General features: G+C 58.3%; 14 protein-coding genes. 8 read left to right on the top strand and 6 right to left on the bottom strand.

Annotated features, from left to right (window positions below; all coding sequences use genetic code 11):
- Positions 1-52: 52 nt before the first annotated feature.
- Both GHO42_RS22780 and glnA read right to left on the bottom strand, forming a co-directional pair.
- Positions 53-469 (bottom strand): cupin domain-containing protein, encoded by a 417-nt coding sequence (locus GHO42_RS22780; RefSeq protein WP_095023767.1) that lies wholly within the window; start codon positions 467-469, stop codon positions 53-55.
- A gap of 174 nt (positions 470-643) precedes the next feature.
- Positions 644-2,050, bottom strand: a complete 1,407-nt coding sequence (glnA, locus tag GHO42_RS22775) for a glutamate--ammonia ligase (RefSeq protein WP_095000795.1) — start codon at positions 2,048-2,050, stop codon at positions 644-646.
- A 332-nt stretch (positions 2,051-2,382) separates the two neighbouring features.
- Here glnA and thiI point away from each other — a divergent pair, with 332 nt between their 5' ends.
- Together thiI and typA are read left to right on the top strand one after the other, a co-directional pair.
- Positions 2,383-3,837, top strand: coding sequence for a tRNA uracil 4-sulfurtransferase ThiI (gene thiI / locus GHO42_RS22770; protein WP_095000796.1), 1,455 nt, complete (start codon positions 2,383-2,385; stop codon positions 3,835-3,837).
- Between the two features lie 140 nt (positions 3,838-3,977).
- A complete protein-coding gene (typA, locus tag GHO42_RS22765) occupies positions 3,978-5,798 on the top strand; it encodes a translational GTPase TypA (protein ID WP_016783126.1) in 1,821 nt (606 codons plus the stop codon).
- A gap of 228 nt (positions 5,799-6,026) precedes the next feature.
- Here the strand turns inward: typA and GHO42_RS22760 are convergent, their stop codons facing one another.
- Positions 6,027-6,464, bottom strand: a complete 438-nt coding sequence (locus GHO42_RS22760) for a YkgJ family cysteine cluster protein (RefSeq protein ID WP_095001087.1) — start codon at positions 6,462-6,464, stop codon at positions 6,027-6,029.
- Between the two features lie 265 nt (positions 6,465-6,729).
- Here GHO42_RS22760 and GHO42_RS22755 point away from each other — a divergent pair, with 265 nt between their 5' ends.
- The 4 genes from GHO42_RS22755 to GHO42_RS22740 all read left to right on the top strand — a co-directional run bounded on the left by GHO42_RS22755 (position 6,730) and on the right by GHO42_RS22740 (position 11,461).
- The gene (locus GHO42_RS22755) at positions 6,730-9,177 is read left to right on the top strand and encodes a glycogen/starch/alpha-glucan phosphorylase (RefSeq protein ID WP_095000797.1); all 2,448 of its coding nucleotides are present in this window, start codon (positions 6,730-6,732) and stop codon (positions 9,175-9,177) included.
- Positions 9,178-9,400: 223 nt separating this feature from the next.
- Entirely contained in the window at positions 9,401-10,411 is a 1,011-nt protein-coding gene (locus GHO42_RS22750; RefSeq protein WP_016783129.1) for a class 1 fructose-bisphosphatase, read from the top strand.
- A 204-nt stretch (positions 10,412-10,615) separates the two neighbouring features.
- A complete protein-coding gene (gene bamE, locus GHO42_RS22745) occupies positions 10,616-10,870 on the top strand; it encodes an outer membrane protein assembly factor BamE (protein WP_153326922.1) in 255 nt (84 codons plus the stop codon).
- A 21-nt stretch (positions 10,871-10,891) separates the two neighbouring features.
- The gene (locus GHO42_RS22740) at positions 10,892-11,461 is read left to right on the top strand and encodes a lipocalin family protein (protein WP_095023769.1); all 570 of its coding nucleotides are present in this window, start codon (positions 10,892-10,894) and stop codon (positions 11,459-11,461) included.
- A 46-nt stretch (positions 11,462-11,507) separates the two neighbouring features.
- Here the strand turns inward: GHO42_RS22740 and GHO42_RS22735 are convergent, their stop codons facing one another.
- Complete coding sequence (locus GHO42_RS22735) at positions 11,508-12,896, bottom strand: inorganic triphosphatase (protein ID WP_095023770.1); 1,389 nt, start codon at positions 12,894-12,896, stop codon at positions 11,508-11,510.
- A gap of 158 nt (positions 12,897-13,054) precedes the next feature.
- Here GHO42_RS22735 and argE point away from each other — a divergent pair, with 158 nt between their 5' ends.
- Both argE and argA read left to right on the top strand, forming a co-directional pair.
- Positions 13,055-14,197, top strand: coding sequence for an acetylornithine deacetylase (gene argE / locus GHO42_RS22730; RefSeq protein WP_095000800.1), 1,143 nt, complete (start codon positions 13,055-13,057; stop codon positions 14,195-14,197).
- A 133-nt stretch (positions 14,198-14,330) separates the two neighbouring features.
- Positions 14,331-15,629: an amino-acid N-acetyltransferase gene (argA, locus tag GHO42_RS22725; protein ID WP_095017751.1), complete on the top strand. Its 1,299-nt coding sequence runs from the start codon at positions 14,331-14,333 to the stop codon at positions 15,627-15,629.
- Between the two features lie 218 nt (positions 15,630-15,847).
- On the opposite strand, the gene GHO42_RS22720 is transcribed toward argA, so the two are convergent.
- Together GHO42_RS22720 and gshA are read right to left on the bottom strand one after the other, a co-directional pair.
- Positions 15,848-16,111 (bottom strand): DUF3077 domain-containing protein, encoded by a 264-nt coding sequence (locus GHO42_RS22720; protein WP_095020143.1) that lies wholly within the window; start codon positions 16,109-16,111, stop codon positions 15,848-15,850.
- Positions 16,112-16,470: 359 nt separating this feature from the next.
- Positions 16,471-18,054 carry a glutamate--cysteine ligase gene (gshA, locus tag GHO42_RS22715; RefSeq protein ID WP_095000803.1) on the bottom strand — a complete coding sequence of 528 codons (1,584 nt, stop codon included), beginning with the start codon at positions 18,052-18,054 and terminating at the stop codon, positions 16,471-16,473.
- Positions 18,055-18,179: the final 125 nt, after the last annotated feature.

Here is an 18,179-nt window from a genome sequence, read left to right as displayed (position 1 = left end):
CCGTTTTGCGTTTCGAACGCAGCTTCCGGTACCTGCTACGGGCCTTGCGTGGTTAATGGGACAGCGGCATGCCGGGCGTGCCTGCATAGAACACGATCAGTTCTACCGGGGCCTTGCCGCTGGTGCCTCGATGGGAAGTATTGACCATCTCGGGCAGTACCTGGCCAGGTTTGAGCGTGGTTTTGTGCATGCCGTCTTCGGTTTCGACCAGCAGTTCGCCAGCGACCACGTAGGCGATATTGGGCATGGGGTGCGTGTGCCATTTCAGTGCGGTGTTGGCCGGGAGCGTGATTTTGACCACGGTGAATTCCGGCTTGCCGTCCGGCCAGGTGTAAGGGGTGCCTGTCCAGGATTGGCCTGTCTTGAGCAGTTGTTCGACCGTTACCGCAGTGGGTGAACTGTTGCAGCCCAGCATGAGCAGGCAGGCGCATGCCAGCAGCAGGGTTTTGAGGGCGAGTAAGGGGTGCATGTCAGTCTCCATTGGTTGAGTGGCGACAAACTACCGGTCACTCAGCAGGGTGGCTGTCAGGTGCAGGCACGAATCCAGAAGCTCTGATCCGATGCTTGTGTAAGACGGCGCCCACAAAAAAGCCTCCCGAAGGAGGCTTTTTCAAATCACGCCGCTTGCGCAGGCGTCACCGGATTAGCAGCTGTAGTACAGCTCGTATTCCAGTGGGTGTACGAAGGTACGAACCTGGATTTCTTCTTCGCTTTTCAGGGCGATGTACGCGTCGATGAAGTCGTCGCTGAAAACGCCGCCTTTGGTCAGGAACGCGCGACCTTTGTCCAGTTCCTCCAGGGCCTCTTTCAGGCTGCCGCACACTTGCGGGATCTCTTTGGCTTCTTCAGGCGGCAGGTCATACAGGTTTTTGTCCGCTGCGTCGCCAGGGTGGATCTTGTTCTGGATACCGTCCAGACCAGCCATCATCAGTGCCGCGAAGCACAGGTACGGGTTGGCTGCCGGATCCGGGAAGCGTGCTTCGATACGGCGAGCTTTAGGGCTGGACACGTAAGGAATACGGATCGAAGCCGAACGGTTACGAGCCGAGTAGGCCAGCATTACCGGTGCTTCGAAGCCTGGTACCAGACGCTTGTAGGAGTTGGTAGCCGGGTTGGTGAAGCCGTTCAGGGCCTTACCGTGCTTGATGATACCGCCGATGAAGAACAGGGCAGTGTCGGACAGGCCGGCATAGCCTTCGCCGGCGAAGGTGTTCTTGCCATCTTTGGAGATGGACATGTGAACGTGCATACCCGAGCCGTTGTCGCCGTACAGAGGCTTTGGCATGAAGGTAGCGGTACGGCCGTAGGCATCTGCCACGTTGTGTACGCAGTATTTCAGGGTCTGAACTTCGTCAGCCTTTTTCACCAGGGTGTTGAACTGCACGCCGATTTCGTTCTGGCCAGCAGTTGCCACTTCGTGGTGGTGAACTTCGATAACCAGGCCCATCTCTTCCATGGCGTTGCACATGGAGGTACGGATTTCGTGGTCATGGTCGAACGGCGGAACCGGGAAATAACCGCCTTTGACGCCAGGACGGTGGCCTTTGTTGCCGCCTTCCACGTCCTGGTCGGACATCCACGAACCCTGTTCGGAGTAGATCTTGAACATGGAGCCGGAAATGTCGGACTTGAACTTCACCTGGTCAAAGATGAAGAACTCTGGCTCCGGGCCAACGAAAACGGTGTCGCCGATACCGGTGGACTTCAGGTATTCCTCGGCACGGGTAGCGATGGCGCGTGGGTCGCGGTCATAGCCTTGCATGGTCGACGGTTCGATGATGTCGCACACCAGGATCAGCGTAGGCTGTTCGGTGAACGGGTCCAGAACAGCCGTGCTGTCGTCTGGCAGCAGGATCATGTCGGACGCTTCGATGCCTTTCCAGCCAGCAATGGAGGAGCCGTCGAACATTTTGCCGTCGGTGAAGAAGTTTTCATCCAGCGCATCACGGGCCGGCATGGTCACGTGGTGCTGAGTGCCTTTGGTATCAGTGAAGCGCAGATCAATCCACTTGACGTCATGATCTTTGATGAGTTGAACCGACTTCGACATAGTGTCCTCCGGGGTGGCTTAGGGCTGGTAGTGGAATGCCCTTAATAAGTGGTTGATGCCGGCGCGAATACTCTGCCAAGGCAACCTGCCTCACAAGGGAGCAAATTGCATGCCAGTGCCCCGACTTGGGCGTAATGCGCCAATCTCAAGCAGGTAAGCGGGGCAGACTACCGATTAGCCGCGTTTATCGCACCCAAATGAAGCGAAATCTGGCGTTTATGTTCTATTTTGGTGCGATGAAAACCGTTTGTACGATAACTGGTTAAACCTTGAGCAATTTCCGCTATAATCCGCGCCCCCCTTTTTTGGCAGGCTGCTCGCGCGCTGTTTTCATGAAACTAATCGTTAAAGTCTTCCCCGAAATCACTATCAAGAGCCGTCCGGTTCGGATGCGTTTCGTCCGTCAATTGGCCAAAAACATCCGTACTGTGCTCCGCGATCTGGACCCGGCTGTGGTGGTGACGGGCGTGTGGGACAACATCGAGCTGCAAACGCGCGTAAGTGACCCTAAAGCCTTGAAAGAAATGACCGAACGCCTGAGCTGCATGCCGGGCATCGCGCATTTTCTGCAGGTTGACGAGTACCCGTTGGGCGACTTCGACGACATCGTTGAAAAGTGCAAATTGCACTTCGGCGATGCGCTGGCGGGCAAGATCTTTTCGGTGCGTTGCAAGCGCGCCGGCAAGCACCCGTTTACCTCGATGGAAGTCGAGAAATACGTCGGCAGCAAGCTGCGTCGTGAGTGCGGTGCGGCCGGAATCGAGCTGAAAAAGCCAGAAATCGAAGTTCGAATTGAAATTCGCGACCAACGGTTGTTTGTGATTCACAACCAGCACGACAGTATTGGTGGCTACCCGTTGGGTTCGCTCGAGCAGACCCTGGTGCTGATGTCCGGTGGTTTCGATTCTACCGTGGCGGCCTACCAGATCATGCGTCGCGGCCTCATGAGCCATTTCTGCTTCTTCAACCTGGGCGGACGTGCCCATGAACTGGGCGTGATGGAAGTCGCGCACTATATATGGAAGAAGTACGGCAGCTCCCAGCGCGTGCTGTTTGTGAGCGTTCCGTTCGAAGAAGTTTTGGGCGAAATTCTCGGCAAAGTCGATAACAGTCATATGGGCGTCATTTTGAAGCGTATGATGTTGCGCGCTGCAACGCGTATTGCCGAACGCCTCGATATCGAAGTGCTGGTGACCGGTGAAGCGATTTCCCAGGTGTCGAGCCAGACGCTGCCCAACTTGTCGCTGATTGATTCGGCTACAGACAAGCTGGTGTTGCGCCCGCTGATCGCCAGCCACAAGCAGGACATCATCGATCTGGCAGAAGAAATCGGTACGGCCGACTTCGCCAAGCATATGCCTGAATATTGCGGGGTGATTTCGGTCAACCCCAAGACCCACGCCAAGCGCAACCGCGTGGAGTATGAAGAACAACAGTTTGATATGGCCGTGCTTGAGCGTGCGCTCGAGCGGGCCAAACTGGTGCCGATTGATCGGGTAATCGATGAATTGGGCCAGGACTTGCAAGTCGAAGAAGTCAGCGAAGTGCTGGCGGGCCAGATCGTAATCGACATCCGTCACCCGGATGCTCAGGAAGATCAACCGCTGGAACTGGCTGGCATCGAAGTACAAGCGTTGCCGTTCTATGCTTTGAACAGCCGCTTCAAGGAACTGGATGACACCCGTCAGTACCTGTTGTATTGCGACAAAGGCGTGATGAGTCGCCTGCATGCTCACCATTTGCTCAGTGAGGGACATGCCAATGTGCGCGTTTATCGACCGAGCTAAGAGCCCGGGGCTGTATGCCTGTGGCCTGCGTCACCGGCCCCCCGACGCCGCCGTCAAGCTGTAACGGCTTGCACGGACTCTACTGTTAATCGCTGCCTGGACTCAGTCAGCACACCGAATCCTCTGATCGAGATACACAAGTGATCGAAAATCTACGTAACATCGCCATCATTGCTCACGTTGACCACGGTAAAACCACCCTGGTAGACAAACTCTTGCGTCAATCCGGCACCCTGGAGCGCAACGAGCTTAACGACGAACGCGTAATGGACTCCAACGACCAGGAGAAAGAGCGCGGTATTACCATTCTGGCGAAAAACACCGCCATCAACTGGAACGGCTACCACATCAACATCGTGGATACCCCGGGCCACGCCGACTTCGGCGGCGAAGTTGAACGCGTAATGTCGATGGTTGACTCCGTTCTGCTGCTGGTTGACGCTCAAGACGGCCCTATGCCGCAAACCCGTTTCGTGACCAAGAAGGCTTTCGAAGCCGGCCTGCGTCCAATCGTGGTCATCAACAAGGTTGACCGTCCGGGCGCACGTCCGGACTGGGTTCTGGACCAGATCTTCGATCTGTTCGACAACCTGGGTGCTACCGAAGAACAGCTGGACTTCAAAGTGGTTTACGCCTCTGCCCTGAACGGTATTGCTGGTCTTGACCACACCGACATGGCTGAAGACATGACCCCGCTGTACCAGTCGATCGTCGACAACGTACCAGCACCAGCCGTAGACCGTGACGGTCCGTTCCAGATGCAAATCTCGGCACTGGACTACAACAGCTTCCTGGGCATTATCGGTGTTGGCCGTATCGCTCGTGGTCGCGTCAAGCCGAACACCCCGGTTGTTGCCATCGACGCTGACGGCAAGCGCCGCAACGGTCGTATCCTGAAGCTGATGGGTCACCACGGTCTGCACCGTGTAGACGTTGAAGAAGCTTCGGCAGGCGACATCGTTTGCATCAGCGGTATGGATTCGCTGTTCATCTCCGACACCCTGTGTGATCCGATGAACGTTGAAGCGATGAAGCCGTTGACCGTTGACGAGCCAACCGTTTCCATGACCTTCCAGGTAAACGACTCGCCTTTCTGCGGTAAAGAAGGCAAGTTCGTGACTTCCCGTAACATCAAGGAACGTCTGGACAAAGAGCTGCTGTACAACGTTGCTCTGCGCGTTGAAGAAGGCGACTCGGCTGACAAATTCAAAGTATCGGGCCGTGGCGAGCTGCACTTGTCCGTACTGATCGAAACCATGCGTCGTGAAGGCTTCGAAATGGGCGTTGGTCGTCCAGAAGTGATCATCCGCCTGGTTGACGGCGTCAAGCACGAACCGTTCGAAAACGTCACCATCGACCTGCCTGAAGAATCTCAGGGCAAGGTGATGGAAGAGATGGGTCTGCGTAAGGGCGACCTGACCAACATGGTGCCGGATGGCAAAGGCCGTGTGCGTCTGGAATACAACATCCCTGCTCGTGGTCTGATCGGTTTCCGTAACCAGTTCCTGACCCTGACCAACGGTGCTGGCATCCTGACCTCGATCTTCGACCGTTACGACGTGATGAAGTCGGGCCACATGTCCGGCCGTCAGAACGGCGTTCTGGTATCGGTTGAAACTGGCAAGGCGCTGACCTACTCCCTGGAAACCCTGCAGGCGCGTGGCAAGCTGTTCGTTGAGCACGGTCAAGAGATCTATAACGGTCAGATCGTTGGTCTGAACAGCCGTGACACCGACATGGGCGTTAACCCTACCAAGGGCAAGAAGCTCGACAACATGCGTGCTTCGGGTAAAGACGAAACCATCGCTCTGGTTCCACCTGTTCGCTTCACTCTGGAACAGGCTCTGGAATTCATCCAGGACGACGAGCTGTGCGAAGTGACTCCTAAGTCCATCCGTCTTCGTAAGAAGATCCTGGACGAAGGCGAGCGTACCCGCGCTGCTAAAAAGGCCAAAAACTAAGTTACTTAGTTAGCGGTTACAAAAACGCCCCCGACCTTGCGGTCGGGGGCGTTTTTTTATGGTCGGGATTTGACTCGTTCATCGTTGCCCGTGCTGCGGCGAGCGCGGTCTGTCAGGTCATTTGCGTACAGGCCATCGCGGGCAAGCCCGGCTCCCACAGGGGGCTGTGGTAATTGTGGGAGCGAGCTTGCCCGCGAAGCGATCTGTCAGTCGATTCTGCGCTGCAGGTTAAAAATCCATCAGCTTGACGCTGCTGTTCTTGCGCTCAACGGCCTTGGGCACATACGCGCAGTAACCTGGGCGCGGGCCAATCCGCGGATGGTTGCGGCAGGTATCCGGGCGAATCTCATAAATCGTGCACATGCGCGATTTGCGGTCCAGGTACAGGCAGTCGTTATTGCTCATGCGCTGCAGGGTGAAAATCCCGGACTTCTGGTTGAAGCGCTCAACGATCCCTTCCTTTTGCAGGCGCTTGGCGATGTTCTTTGGCGGGTCGCCCATCTCGAACTCGTCAACGATGCCGATGCGGATCAGGTCTTTGATTTTGACCTCGACCGGCAAGGTGCAGCAGCTGGAAATGCAGGAGCCGCACATGGGCGCGGAGTATTTGGCCCAGGTATCGAGACGGTCGATTTCCGCGGCGGCGATCAGGTTGGACTTCATCAGACTTGTATTCCAGCGTGCATCAGGGCGCGCGATCATACCGGGGTTGCTGAAGGAGTGAACAACCATTTGCCGGTTTTTCGATCAGAGCCATGTTTTAAAGCGTTCAACTGCGAATGTGCCTCGTTTTGGGGCGGCATTCACTTTGTCAGCTTTTTTTAAATAATCGCCGAAAAAAGCCCGAATCAAAGCACTTTGTTTCTGTTGAAGCGTCTAGGCTGACACCACTCGCTCTTCAAATCGCTCCATCTCGATTGAGGTTGTATCGATGCCCCAGGAACCGCTTGTTCGTGACGCACAGGTGGCGGCTTTCCGTGCCGCTGTAGTAGCCAAGCTGACTTACGCGGTGGGTAAGGACCCGGAACACGCGTTTGACCATGACTGGTTTGAGGCCATAGCCCTGGCCGCCCGCGACCATATGGTCGAGCACTGGATGGACAGCACCCGGCAGATTTATCGCAAGGACCAGAAACGGGTGTACTACCTGTCGCTGGAGTTTCTGATCGGTCGCCTGCTGTATGACAGCCTGAGCAACCTGGGGTTGCTGGAGGTGGCGCGTGAGGCACTGGGCGAGCTTGGCGTGGATCTGGAGCGCATCCGTGTCCTGGAGCCGGACGCGGCCCTTGGTAATGGTGGCCTGGGTCGGCTGGCGGCGTGCTTTATGGAAAGTATGTCGACCCTGGGCATTGCCGCCCACGGCTATGGCATCCGCTATGAGCACGGGCTGTTTCGCCAGAGCATTGTCGATGGCTGGCAGCAGGAACAAACCGAGAACTGGCTGGATTTCGGCAACCCGTGGGAGTTCGAGCGTGCTGAAGTGCTGTACTCGGTGGGTTTTGGCGGTTCGGTTGAAACCAAACAGGATGAACAAGGCCAGCTGCGGCAGATCTGGTGGCCGGGCGAGACGGTGCGGGCTATTGCCTATGACACGCCTGTTGTGGGCTGGCGCGGGGCCAGCGTCAACACCCTGCGTCTGTGGCGGGCGAGGGCCCTGCACGATCTGAACCTGGGCCGCTTCAACGCAGGCGATCATTTGGGGGCGGTGGCCGAAGTGGTACGGGCCGAGAGCATCTCCCGCGTGCTGTACCCGGCTGACAGCAACGAGGCTGGTCAGGAGCTGCGTCTGCGCCAGGAATTCTTCTTTGTCTCGGCCTCGTTGCAAGACCTGCTGCGCCGCCATCTGCACGTCCATGAGACGCTGCTGAACCTGGCCGAGCATGTGTCGATCCAGCTCAACGACACCCACCCCTCGATCGCCGTGGCCGAGCTGATGCGTATCCTGGTTGATGAGCACGGCATTGAATGGCATGCGGCGTGGCAGGTCACCGTCGACACCTTGTCCTATACCAACCACACGTTGCTTCCGGAAGCGCTGGAAACCTGGCCTGTGGGCTTGATGGAGCGGCTGTTGCCGCGCCATATGCAGATCATCTACCTGATTAACGCACACCATATCGATGCGCTGCGGGCCAAGGGCATTCATGATTTTGACGTGTTGCGTGCCGTTTCGCTGATCGAGGAAGACCACGGCCGCCGGGTACGCATGGGCAACCTGGCATTTCTCGGTTCCCACAGCGTCAATGGCGTTTCCGGGCTGCATACGCAATTGATGCGCAGCACCGTGTTCGCCGAGTTGCACAAGCTCTACCCGGAGCGCATCAACAACAAAACCAACGGCGTGACCTTCCGCCGCTGGCTGTTCCAGGCCAACCCGCCATTGACCGCCATGCTGGTGGATGTGCTGGGCCCGGATGTGCTTGATGAAACCGAACACAAACTGATCAGGCTGGAGCCTTTTGCCGAGCGCTCCGATTTTCGCAAACGCTTCGCCGAACAGCGCCTGCAAAGCAAATGCACCCTGGCGGCGCTGATTTATGAGCGCCTGGGGGTCGTGGTCAACCCTGAAGCCCTGTTCGATGTGCAGGTCAAACGGATTCACGAGTACAAGCGCCAACTGCTCAACCTGATGCACACCGTAGCGCTGTATCAGGCCATTCGGGCCGAGCCGGGCAACCAATGGGTGCCACGGGTGAAGATTTTTGCCGGCAAGTCGGCGGCCAGTTATGAACAGGCCAAACTCATCATCAAACTGGCCAATGACATCGCCCGTACCGTCAACAACGATCCCACCGTACGCGGTCTGCTCAAGGTGGTGTTTATCCCCAACTACAACGTCAGCCTGGCCGAAAGCATCATTCCGGCGGCTGACTTGTCCGAACAGATCTCCACGGCAGGCTACGAAGCGTCGGGCACCAGCAACATGAAGTTCGGCCTTAACGGCGCGCTGACCATTGGCACAATGGATGGCGCCAACGTCGAAATGTGCGAGCGGGTGGGTGCCGACAATATGTTTATCTTTGGTCTGAGCTCGCAGCAGGTCGAAGCGCGCAAGCGCAATGGAGAGTTCCATGCAGCACCGGATGTCGCGGCCTCACACAGGCTCAATGACGTGTTGCAGGCGATTCGTGGGGGGGTGTTCTCCCACGACGACCCTGCGCGCTACACCGGCCTGGTGGATTCGCTGATCGAATATGACCGGTTCCTGGTGTGTGCCGACTTCGATGCCTACTGGGATGCCCAGATGCGCGTGGAGCACCTGTGGCACGACAGGGAAGAGTGGTGGCGCAAATCCGTGTTGAACACGGCACGCATGGGCTGGTTCTCATCGGACCGGACCATTCGCGAATACGCGACCGAGATCTGGAAAGCGTTGTAGGAAGTTTCACGCGCTGTGGGAGCGGGCTTGCTCGCGATGCAGGCGACGCGGTTGAGCTGAAAACCGCGTGGCCTGCATCGCGAGCAAGCCCGCTCCCACAGGGTCTCTGGTGGCTGTTTTGGAACCCGTTCGGCCAGTTCTGAGTCTGATTAGAAGATTTGCACGGCAACACGCGCTAAACTGCGCGGGTTTTTCGCCCCCTCCCCCTTGTTCGGAGCCTTACATGTCCCGCGTTACCCTGAGTCGCTATTTGATCGAGCAGACCCGCAGCAACAACACGCCTGCTGATTTGCGTTTCCTCATCGAAGTGGTGGCGCGTGCTTGCAAAGAGATCAGCCACGCCGTATCCAAAGGCGCCCTGGGTGGTGTTCTGGGCAGCATGGGCACCGAAAACGTGCAAGGTGAAGTGCAGAAGAAGCTCGATGTGATCTCCAACGAGATCCTGCTTGAAGCCAACGAATGGGGCGGTCACCTGGCCGGCATGGCGTCCGAAGAAATGGACAATGCCTACCAGATCCCGGGCAAATACCCGAAAGGCGCGTACCTGCTGGTATTCGACCCGCTGGACGGCTCGTCGAACATCGACATCAACGCACCAGTTGGCACTATCTTCTCGGTACTGCGTTGCCCGAACGAATACCTGACCCAGAACGAACCTTTGAATGAAAAGGCCTTCCTGCAGCCAGGCACTCAGCAAGTCGCTGCCGGTTACGCCATCTACGGCCCGCAGACCATGCTGGTTCTGACCCTGGGCGACGGCGTCAAAGGCTTTACCCTGGACCGCGAAATGGGCAGCTTCGTACTGACCCACGAAGACATCACCATTCCTGACGCTACCCAGGAATTTGCCATCAACATGTCCAACCAGCGTCACTGGGAAGCCCCGGTACAGCGCTACGTTGACGAACTGCTGGCAGGTGAAGAAGGTCCGTTGAAAAAGAATTTCAACATGCGCTGGATTGCCGCCATGGTTGCCGACGTGCACCGTATCCTGACCCGCGGTGGTCTGTTCATGTACCCGCGCGACAGCCGTGAGCCGTCCAAGCCGGGCAAATTGCGTTTGATGTACGAAGCCAACCCGATGTCGTTCCTGGTGGAACAGGCTGGCGGCGCATCGACTGATGGCCATCAGCGCATTCTCGACATCCAGCCAGAAGGCCTGCACCAGCGTGTAGCCGTGTACCTGGGCTCGAAAGAAGAAGTCGCACGCATCACCGCTTACCACAAAGCGTAAGCCCCTGTGGGAGCGGGCTTGCTCGCGATAGCATCGACCCGGTATGTCAGGCATACCGGGTTGCCTGTATCGCAAGCAAGCCCGTTCCCACTGTTGTTATCCCTCCTGAAATAAATCCCTGCGTCCTGCGGGAACCAGCCTGCGCTTTTCTCTTCTAAGCTTGGATCAAGCGGCACTGCCGACTTTCTTTCTCAGGAGCTTTCCATGAAGTTGCGTTCTCTGGCGTTGTTGTCGTTCTGTGTCTTGCTGGCCGCGTGCAGCAAAATCAATCAGCAAACCTACTCGAAACTGTCGACCGGCATGACCAAGGCCGAAGTCGAGCAGTTGCTGGGCACCCCGACCGATTGCTCCGGCGCGCTGGGCATGTCGAGCTGCACCTGGGGCGATCAGAAGAGCTTTATCAGCGTGCAGTACGCAGGCGACAAAGTGCTGATTTTCTCGGGCCAGGGTTTGAAGTAAGACCGATCAGGAGCGTTTACGATGAAACGTCTTTTAGTCAGTCTCGGGGCTGCGCTGTTATTGGGCGGGTGTGCAAGTTCCAGCAGCGATTCGCTGGCGCCCAACACCGTCTCCAGTGTCGACCTCAAGCGCTATCAGGGCACCTGGTATGAATTGGCGCGGTTGCCGATGTTCTTCCAGCGCAATTGCGCGCAGTCCGAAGCCCATTACAGCTTGAAGACCGACGGGAATGTAGCAGTGCTTAACCGCTGCCGCACTGCCGAGGGCAAGTGGGAAGAGGCCAAGGGCACGGCCACCCCGCAAGTGGAGGGCAAGACCGACAAGCTGTGGGTCGAGTTCGACAATTGGGTATCGACCCTTTTGCCGGGTGTGACCAAGGGTGATTACTGGGTGTTGTACCTGGGCGACAACTACAGCACGGCGCTGGTAGGCAATCCCGACCGTAAATACCTGTGGTTGCTGTCGCGTAAACCGCAGGTTGATCAGCAAACCCGTGATGAGTTGCTCAGCAAGGCCCAGCAGCAGGGCTATGACACCACACGCTTGATCTGGCGCACGCCGGATGCGGACATGCCCAAGGGCACGAAGTAAGGCAGGAATGTCCCTCGGCAGGCGCTGAGGGACACAGGCCGGGCGCTTAAGCGCGCAGCAGGGTCTTCCAGGCGCGGTTCTGGTACACGGCGATGGCTTGCTGCTTGCGGGCGTTGAGCAGTTCGTCGTTGCTCTCGGCGTCTTCAGAAATCGGCAGGTTGGCCAGTTCCTGCAGCTTGTTCATCTCGCCGTACAGACGGTCCAGTTCCGGGATTTCCAGCACGTTACGCGCCAGACGCAGCCAGGCCTGAATACGCTCGATGCGCGGCAGTTGCTCGGCCAGGTCTTCGGGTTGCTGCTGGTAGCGGTTCAGACGCAAGGCAATCGCTTCGTCCGACAACAAACGCGGCAACCAGCTTTGCAGCTGCGCAGCGCCCTGGCGGTTGCCCCGGGTGGTGCCACGGTCCACAGTCCAGCTGCGCTCCATCAACCAGCGCGAAGTGTTCAGGGAGAACTGGCCCCAGCGCGGGTCTTCCAGTTCCTCGAGGAACTGCTCCGGTGCGGCTTTGCGCACATCTTCGTCGTCCTGACCGATCTGCACCAGCGGGCGCCAGTCTTCCAGCAGGGCGTCCAGCGCAGCGCGCAAGGCGCTGGTGGACTGACGTGGTGCGGCTTGACCCAGGCTGCTGACCAGTGCACGCAGGTCGATCAATTGCTGAACCCAGTCTTGCAGCAAACGCCAGTGGCCATTGAAGCGATACTGCTCGGCCAGGCGCTGGCTATTGCCCAGCAAGTGCCAGGCCAGGGCGGCGAAGGCATCGTCCAGGGGTGTTTCTGGCGCCAGCACCGGGGCTGGCAGGGTGACGGCGTAGCTGTTGGCGTCGAACAGGCGATAGCCGCGCTCGGCCTTGCTGATATCACACGGCATCAGGGCCAGCTTCTCGGCCAGTTCTGCGGCCAGTTCCAGCAGGGCAGACGGCTCGCCTTCGCGCAGTTCGAGCTCCAGCTCGCAGATTTCTTCCTTCTGCTTGCCGGCAATCACATGGCCCAGGTCCAGAGCGGCTTCGATGACCACTTTGGCTTTGCCGCGGCCCCAGGAAATTTCAGCACGTTCGCGTACGAAATCCGTGGTGAAAATGGGCTTGAGAGTTTTTTTGTCCAGCTCGGCCAGCTCTTGTGGCCAGCATTCGCCGTCGAGCTTCTTGATGTCGAGCTTGGCTTTGGGCAGGTTCCAGTCGTACTCGTTGCGTACGGACAGGCCAGCAACGCTTTCGCCGCGGGTCTTGAGGGTCTGGATCACGTCTTCGCCATCACGGCGCAGGCGCAGGGCAACCTTGGCCTTGGCCAGGTCGCGCTCAGGTGTATCGAAGTACTGGTTCAACAACTCACGGCTTTCCCAGCCACTTTTGTTGCGCTTTTTCAGCAAAGGGTGCTCGCGCAAGGCGGCGAGGGTTTCGCGGCTGACGCGCAGTTTGATTTCGGTTTCTTTTTGCATGGCCGGAAAATCCAGGAACGGTTGCGCAGCCGGGAAAAAGTGTGGCTGCCAAGGCCGTGCAGTGTACAGGACTCGCCGCCCCGGCGGGCCGCGAGGGTTTATTCTGCGGCGCAGATAGCTCTATGATGGGCCTCGCCCCGCCTACAGGAAGTCAGCGCATGCCCTTACCTTCCATGAAAGAGCAGTTCGCTGCCTTGATCGCCGTACCGTCGGTCAGTTGCACCCAGCCGACACTGGATCAGTCCAACCGCGGGGTGATCGATTTGCTGGCCAGCTGGCTTGGCGATTTGGGTTTCAACTGCGATATCCAGCAGGTCAGCCCCGGCAAATTCAATTTGCTCGCCAGTTTTGGCAGTGGCCCCGGCGGGCTGGTGCTGGCCGGGCACAGCGACACCGTGCCCTACGATGAAGCGCTGTGGCAGACCGATCCGCTCAAGCTGACAGAGGTCGATAACCGCTGGGTTGGCCTTGGCAGTTGCGATATGAAGGGCTTTTTTGCGCTGGTGATCGAAGCAGTGCGGCCTTTGCTCGATCAGCCCTTCAAGCAGCCACTGCTGATTCTGGCCACCTGTGACGAAGAAACTTCGATGGCCGGGGCCAGGGCGCTGGTCGAAGCTGGTCGCCCGCTGGGCCGTGCTGCGGTGATTGGTGAACCGACCGGGCTCAAGCCGATCCGCATGCACAAGGGCGTGATGATGGAGCGCATCGAGATCCTCGGGCAGAGCGGTCACTCATCCGACCCAAGCCTGGGCCACAGCGCGCTGGAGGCCATGCACGACGCGATCAGCGAACTTAAGGGGTTGCGTCAGCAGTGGCTCAATGAGTACCGCAATCCGCAGTTCAGCGTGCCGCAACCGACCCTTAACTTTGGCTGTATCCATGGCGGCGACAACCCCAACCGGATTTGCGGCCAGTGCTCGCTTGAATTTGACCTGCGCCCGCTGCCGGGCATGGACCCGAATGCGCTGCGGGCCATTATCCGCAGCAAGCTGCAACCCCTGGCCGAGCGTCATCAGGTGAAGATCGATTTCGCGCCCATTGCCGCCGGAGTGCCGCCCTTCGAGCAGGATGCCGATGCCGAGTTGGTGCGCGTGGCTGAGCGCCTCACCGGGCATCGTGCGCAAGCAGTAGCGTTTGGCACCGAAGCGCCTTATCTTCAGCAGCTTGGTTGCGAAACGCTGGTATTGGGCCCGGGTGACATCGCCTGTGCGCATCAACCAGGGGAATACCTGGAAATGTCACGTTTGCAGCCGACAGTACGTCTACTGACTCAATTGATCGAACACTATTGTCTGAAATAGTGAAGATACCCATACGATTTATCCACAAGGAGAGCCGCGTGTTGCCAACAATGTTTCGACGATAGCCATCAGCCCGTTGTGCGTTTGCTGTTCTAGCCCTTTTTAGGCGATTTATTTTCTACAGGCTCTGGTTATGCACGATTACGTTAACTGGTTGCGTCACGCGTCTCCCTACATCAATGCCCACCGCGATTGCACCTTTGTTGTCATGCTCCCTGGCGACGGTGTGGCACACCCCAACTTTGGCAATATCGTCCACGACCTGGTGCTGTTGCACAGCCTGGGTGTGCGTCTGGTGCTGGTCCACGGTTCGCGCCCGCAGATCGACAGCCGCCTTGAGGCGCGTGGCCTGGTGCCGTATTACCACAAGGGCATGCGTGTCACCGATGCATCAACGCTCGAATGCGTGATCGATGCTGTCGGGCAACTGCGCATTGCGATTGAAGCGCGCTTGTCGATGGACATGGCGTCTTCACCGATGCAGGGTTCGCGTCTGCGCGTAGCCAGCGGCAACCTGGTCACTGCGCGGCCGATCGGCGTGCTCGACGGTGTGGATTTTCACCATACCGGCGAAGTGCGCCGGGTGGACCGCAAGGGCATCAACCGCCTGCTCGATGAGCGCTCGATTGTGCTGCTGTCGCCCTTGGGTTACTCGCCCACCGGTGAGATTTTCAATTTGGCCTGTGAAGACGTCGCCACCCGTGCCGCCATCGACCTGGCGGCGGACAAACTGCTGCTGTTTGGTGCTGAATCGGGTTTGCTCGATGCCGAAGGGCGGTTGGTGCGTGAGTTGCGTCCGCAACAGGTGCCGGCGCATATGAAACGTCTGGGCAGTGACTACCAGGCCGAATTGCTGGAAGCCGCCGCCGAGGCCTGCAGTGGCGGCGTGGCCCGCAGCCATATTGTCAGTTATGCCGAAGACGGTGCGCTGTTGACCGAGCTGTTCACCCGTAACGGTGGCGGTACGCTGGTGGCGCAAGAACAATTTGAAGTTACGCGGGAGGCGGCGATTGAAGACGTCGGTGGCCTGCTTGAATTGATCAGCCCGCTGGAAGAGCAGGGCATCCTGGTGCGTCGTTCGCGTGAAGTGCTGGAGCGTGAGATCGAACAGTTCAGTGTGGTGGAGCGCGAAGGCATGATCATCGCCTGTGCGGCGCTCTACCAGATTGCCGATTCGGATGCGGGGGAGCTGGCGTGTCTGGCGGTGAACCCGGAGTACCGTCATGGCCGTCGTGGCGATGAGTTGCTCGAACGTATTGAAAACCGCGCCCGTGCCCAGGGGCTGAAAACCTTGTTCGTGTTAACCACGCGCACTGCTCACTGGTTCCGTGAGCGCGGGTTTGAGCCTAGCGGTGTAGAACGCCTGCCGGCGGCGCGGGCGTCGCTGTACAACTACCAGCGTAACTCGAAGATCTTTGAGAAAGCGCTGTAAGGCGCCAGCTGTTCAGGCTCTGGGCTGGAGAAGATTCGTAGCAGCTGACGAGTGGAACGAGGCTGCGTTCGGCGGCGAAGCCGTCGTAAAGTCAAACACCGTGGTGTGCCAGTTAAACTTGGAACTCTGGTTTTACGGTCGCTGCGCAACCGAACGCAGCCTCGTTCCACTCGTCAGCTGCTACGGATAACTGCAACTGCGGTGCTCAACAAGCCCCGTCAAAACTCCCGCAAACACACATCATCTATTACCGCCTTGCCCATGTCGCACAAGTAATGTGAAGCCCAGGCATGGCGCTCGCAGTTCTTGTCCAGCGCGGCATCCAGCGCCAGTTTTTTTGCGCAATAAAGCAACGCCGACACCTGCTCCAGCGCCTGGCGCAGCGGTATGTCGGGGTTGACGCGAAACAGCTCGTGGTTGTCCTGGCCGCAGGGGTCGAAGGTGACAGTGCCGAGAGTTTTGATTGGGGGATGATCAGCCATTTAGCGCGCTCCTAAAGTAATTAAGAGCTGTCACTTTCGTTTCCAGGCGAAGGTGGCAGCTGTACGCAGGCTGGAAACCGGGACAATAGGAACCCGGCAGGTCCGAAGACCTCCCGCGTACAGCCGCCATAGCACATAAAAACAGGGATTGATGGCATTAAGGCGAATATTGTTACCCGGGTTTCCAGGCCCGGTCACTGTTTTTTCAGTGACGGTGCACAGTACGCTTTGCTGTAAAACCCGTAAGCCGTCCCTTGCCTCAGTGGGCGTAGGAACTGACCGCCCGCGCTCGCACGAACACCACCGGTCTGTCCCCTCTCCCTCCGGGAGAGGGCTAGGGTAAGGGGCTTTTGATCTGCCTAGTTACTGATCGCCAAAATACTCGCCTGGTACGAAGCCACAAACAGGTCGAAGTCGCCTTCTTCCGTTTGTTCGGTCTCGGCCTGCTCGAGCAGTGACTTGCGCGCTTTCTCTTCAAACGCAGCCTGATCTTCAGCACTCAACGGTTCACTGCGGAAGAACTCGGCATGGGCCAGGCTCTGGCGCATCGAGAACTGAGCGAAGCTCTCCTTGTGCTCGGCCATGCTGGCCAGCACTTTGGCAGACGGCGTCAGCGACACGTCCTTGATCTTCGCCAGCTGTTCGTCGACTGCCTTGCTGTGGTTATCGCCACCCTGGCTCTGGTCGAGCAAGGCGGCCAGCGGCGCGATTTTTTCCAGCAGCTCGGTAGCCCATTCCTTCATGTCAACGGCTGCGCCATCACGCTGCAATTGCAGGCCCGGACGGCGACCTTCCTTGACTACGCTAAGGAAGTTGGAAGAGCAGCTGCCACAGCCTGCGCTGTCGAACTGCGGGCTGTCTTGTAGCGCGCAATACAGCAGGAAGGCGTCCAGAAAACGCGCTTCAGGCAAATCGATGCCCACCGGCAGAAACGGGTTGATATCCAGCAGGCGCACTTCAACGTACTGCACGCCACGGGACACCAGGGCCTGGATCGGCCGCTCGCCGGTGTAGGTCACGCGCTTGGGGCGAATGTTGGAGTAGTACTCGTTTTCGATCTGCAGGATGTTGGTGTTCAACTGCACCCACTCGCCATCCTTGTGCGTACCGATTTCTACATACGGCGGATAAGGTGTGGCCACTGCCTTGCGCAGGCTGTCGGTGTAGCTGTCGAGGTTGTTGTAGCACGGCGTCAGGCCTGCCTGGGCGTTGCTCTGATAGCCCAGGTCGCTCATGCGCAGGCTGGTGGCATAGGGCAGGTAGAGCGTGTCGGCGTCCAGTTGCTCCAACTGGTGCGAACGACCGCGCAAAAAGCCCGCATCCAGCGCAGGCGAAGCACCGAACAGGTACATCAGCAGCCAGCTGTAGCGACGGAAGTTACGAATCAGGGCGATATAGGCGTCGGACTGATAATCGCGCTCGGTTCCGACAAAACCCTCTGCCTGCATCAGCACTGGCCACAGGGCCTCTGGCAGGGAGAAGTTGTAGTGGATGCCGGCAATGCACTGCATGGTCTTGCCGTAGCGCAGGGCCAGGCCCTTGCGGTAAACGTACTTGAGCTGTCCGATATTGGACGTGCCGTAGTAGGCAATCGGAATATCTTCTTCGGCCGGCAACGGGCACGGCATCGAAGGGCTCCACAGGAACTCGTTACCGAGCTTGCTGTAGGCAAAGCGGTGGATCTTGTCGAGGCTGGCCAGCGTCTGCGCCGGATCAGGCAGGGCCGGGGTGATGAACTCCAGCAGCGACTCGGAATAGTCGGTGGTGATTTGATCGTTGGTCAGGGCCGAGCCCAGTTCTTCCGGGTGCGGGGTTTGCGCCAGGCGAGCATCGGCCGTGACGCGCAGGCATTCGCGCTCGATGCCGTGCAGGCACTGCTCCAGAAGAGAGAGGTTGGCGCGCTCGCTGAGCAGAGCCAGGCGGCGGTTGAGAAGTTGGCTCAAGTTGGATTCCTTCACGCGTCAGTCGCCCCAATATGGGGGTGGTCAGGACGGTCTACAAGGGTGAAGTTGAAACTGGCGTGGTCGCCTGGTTTTGTTGGCATCGCTCAGTTCCGTCCCTGATTCGG

Source organism: Pseudomonas sp. FSL R10-0056 (assembly GCF_009600105.1).
Classification (GTDB): domain Bacteria; phylum Pseudomonadota; class Gammaproteobacteria; order Pseudomonadales; family Pseudomonadaceae; genus Aquipseudomonas; species Aquipseudomonas bubulae.
This window is presented reverse-complemented; position numbering and strand designations above follow the sequence as displayed.

What these genes read in the sequence shown, in the direction of transcription:
- argA (WP_095017751.1), top strand. Translation starts at nt 14,331, where the DNA reads ATGCACGATTACGTTAACTGGTTGCGTCACGCGTCTCCCTACATCAAT.
- glnA (WP_095000795.1), bottom strand. Translation starts at nt 2,050, where the DNA reads ATGTCGAAGTCGGTTCAACTCATCAAAGATCATGACGTCAAGTGGATT.
- argE (WP_095000800.1), top strand. Translation starts at nt 13,055, where the DNA reads ATGCCCTTACCTTCCATGAAAGAGCAGTTCGCTGCCTTGATCGCCGTA.
- GHO42_RS22720 (WP_095020143.1), bottom strand. Translation starts at nt 16,111, where the DNA reads ATGGCTGATCATCCCCCAATCAAAACTCTCGGCACTGTCACCTTCGAC.
- GHO42_RS22740 (WP_095023769.1), top strand. Translation starts at nt 10,892, where the DNA reads ATGAAACGTCTTTTAGTCAGTCTCGGGGCTGCGCTGTTATTGGGCGGG.
- GHO42_RS22780 (WP_095023767.1), bottom strand. Translation starts at nt 469, where the DNA reads ATGCACCCCTTACTCGCCCTCAAAACCCTGCTGCTGGCATGCGCCTGC.
- GHO42_RS22755 (WP_095000797.1), top strand. Translation starts at nt 6,730, where the DNA reads ATGCCCCAGGAACCGCTTGTTCGTGACGCACAGGTGGCGGCTTTCCGT.
- thiI (WP_095000796.1), top strand. Translation starts at nt 2,383, where the DNA reads ATGAAACTAATCGTTAAAGTCTTCCCCGAAATCACTATCAAGAGCCGT.
- GHO42_RS22750 (WP_016783129.1), top strand. Translation starts at nt 9,401, where the DNA reads ATGTCCCGCGTTACCCTGAGTCGCTATTTGATCGAGCAGACCCGCAGC.
- bamE (WP_153326922.1), top strand. Translation starts at nt 10,616, where the DNA reads ATGAAGTTGCGTTCTCTGGCGTTGTTGTCGTTCTGTGTCTTGCTGGCC.
- GHO42_RS22735 (WP_095023770.1), bottom strand. Translation starts at nt 12,896, where the DNA reads ATGCAAAAAGAAACCGAAATCAAACTGCGCGTCAGCCGCGAAACCCTC.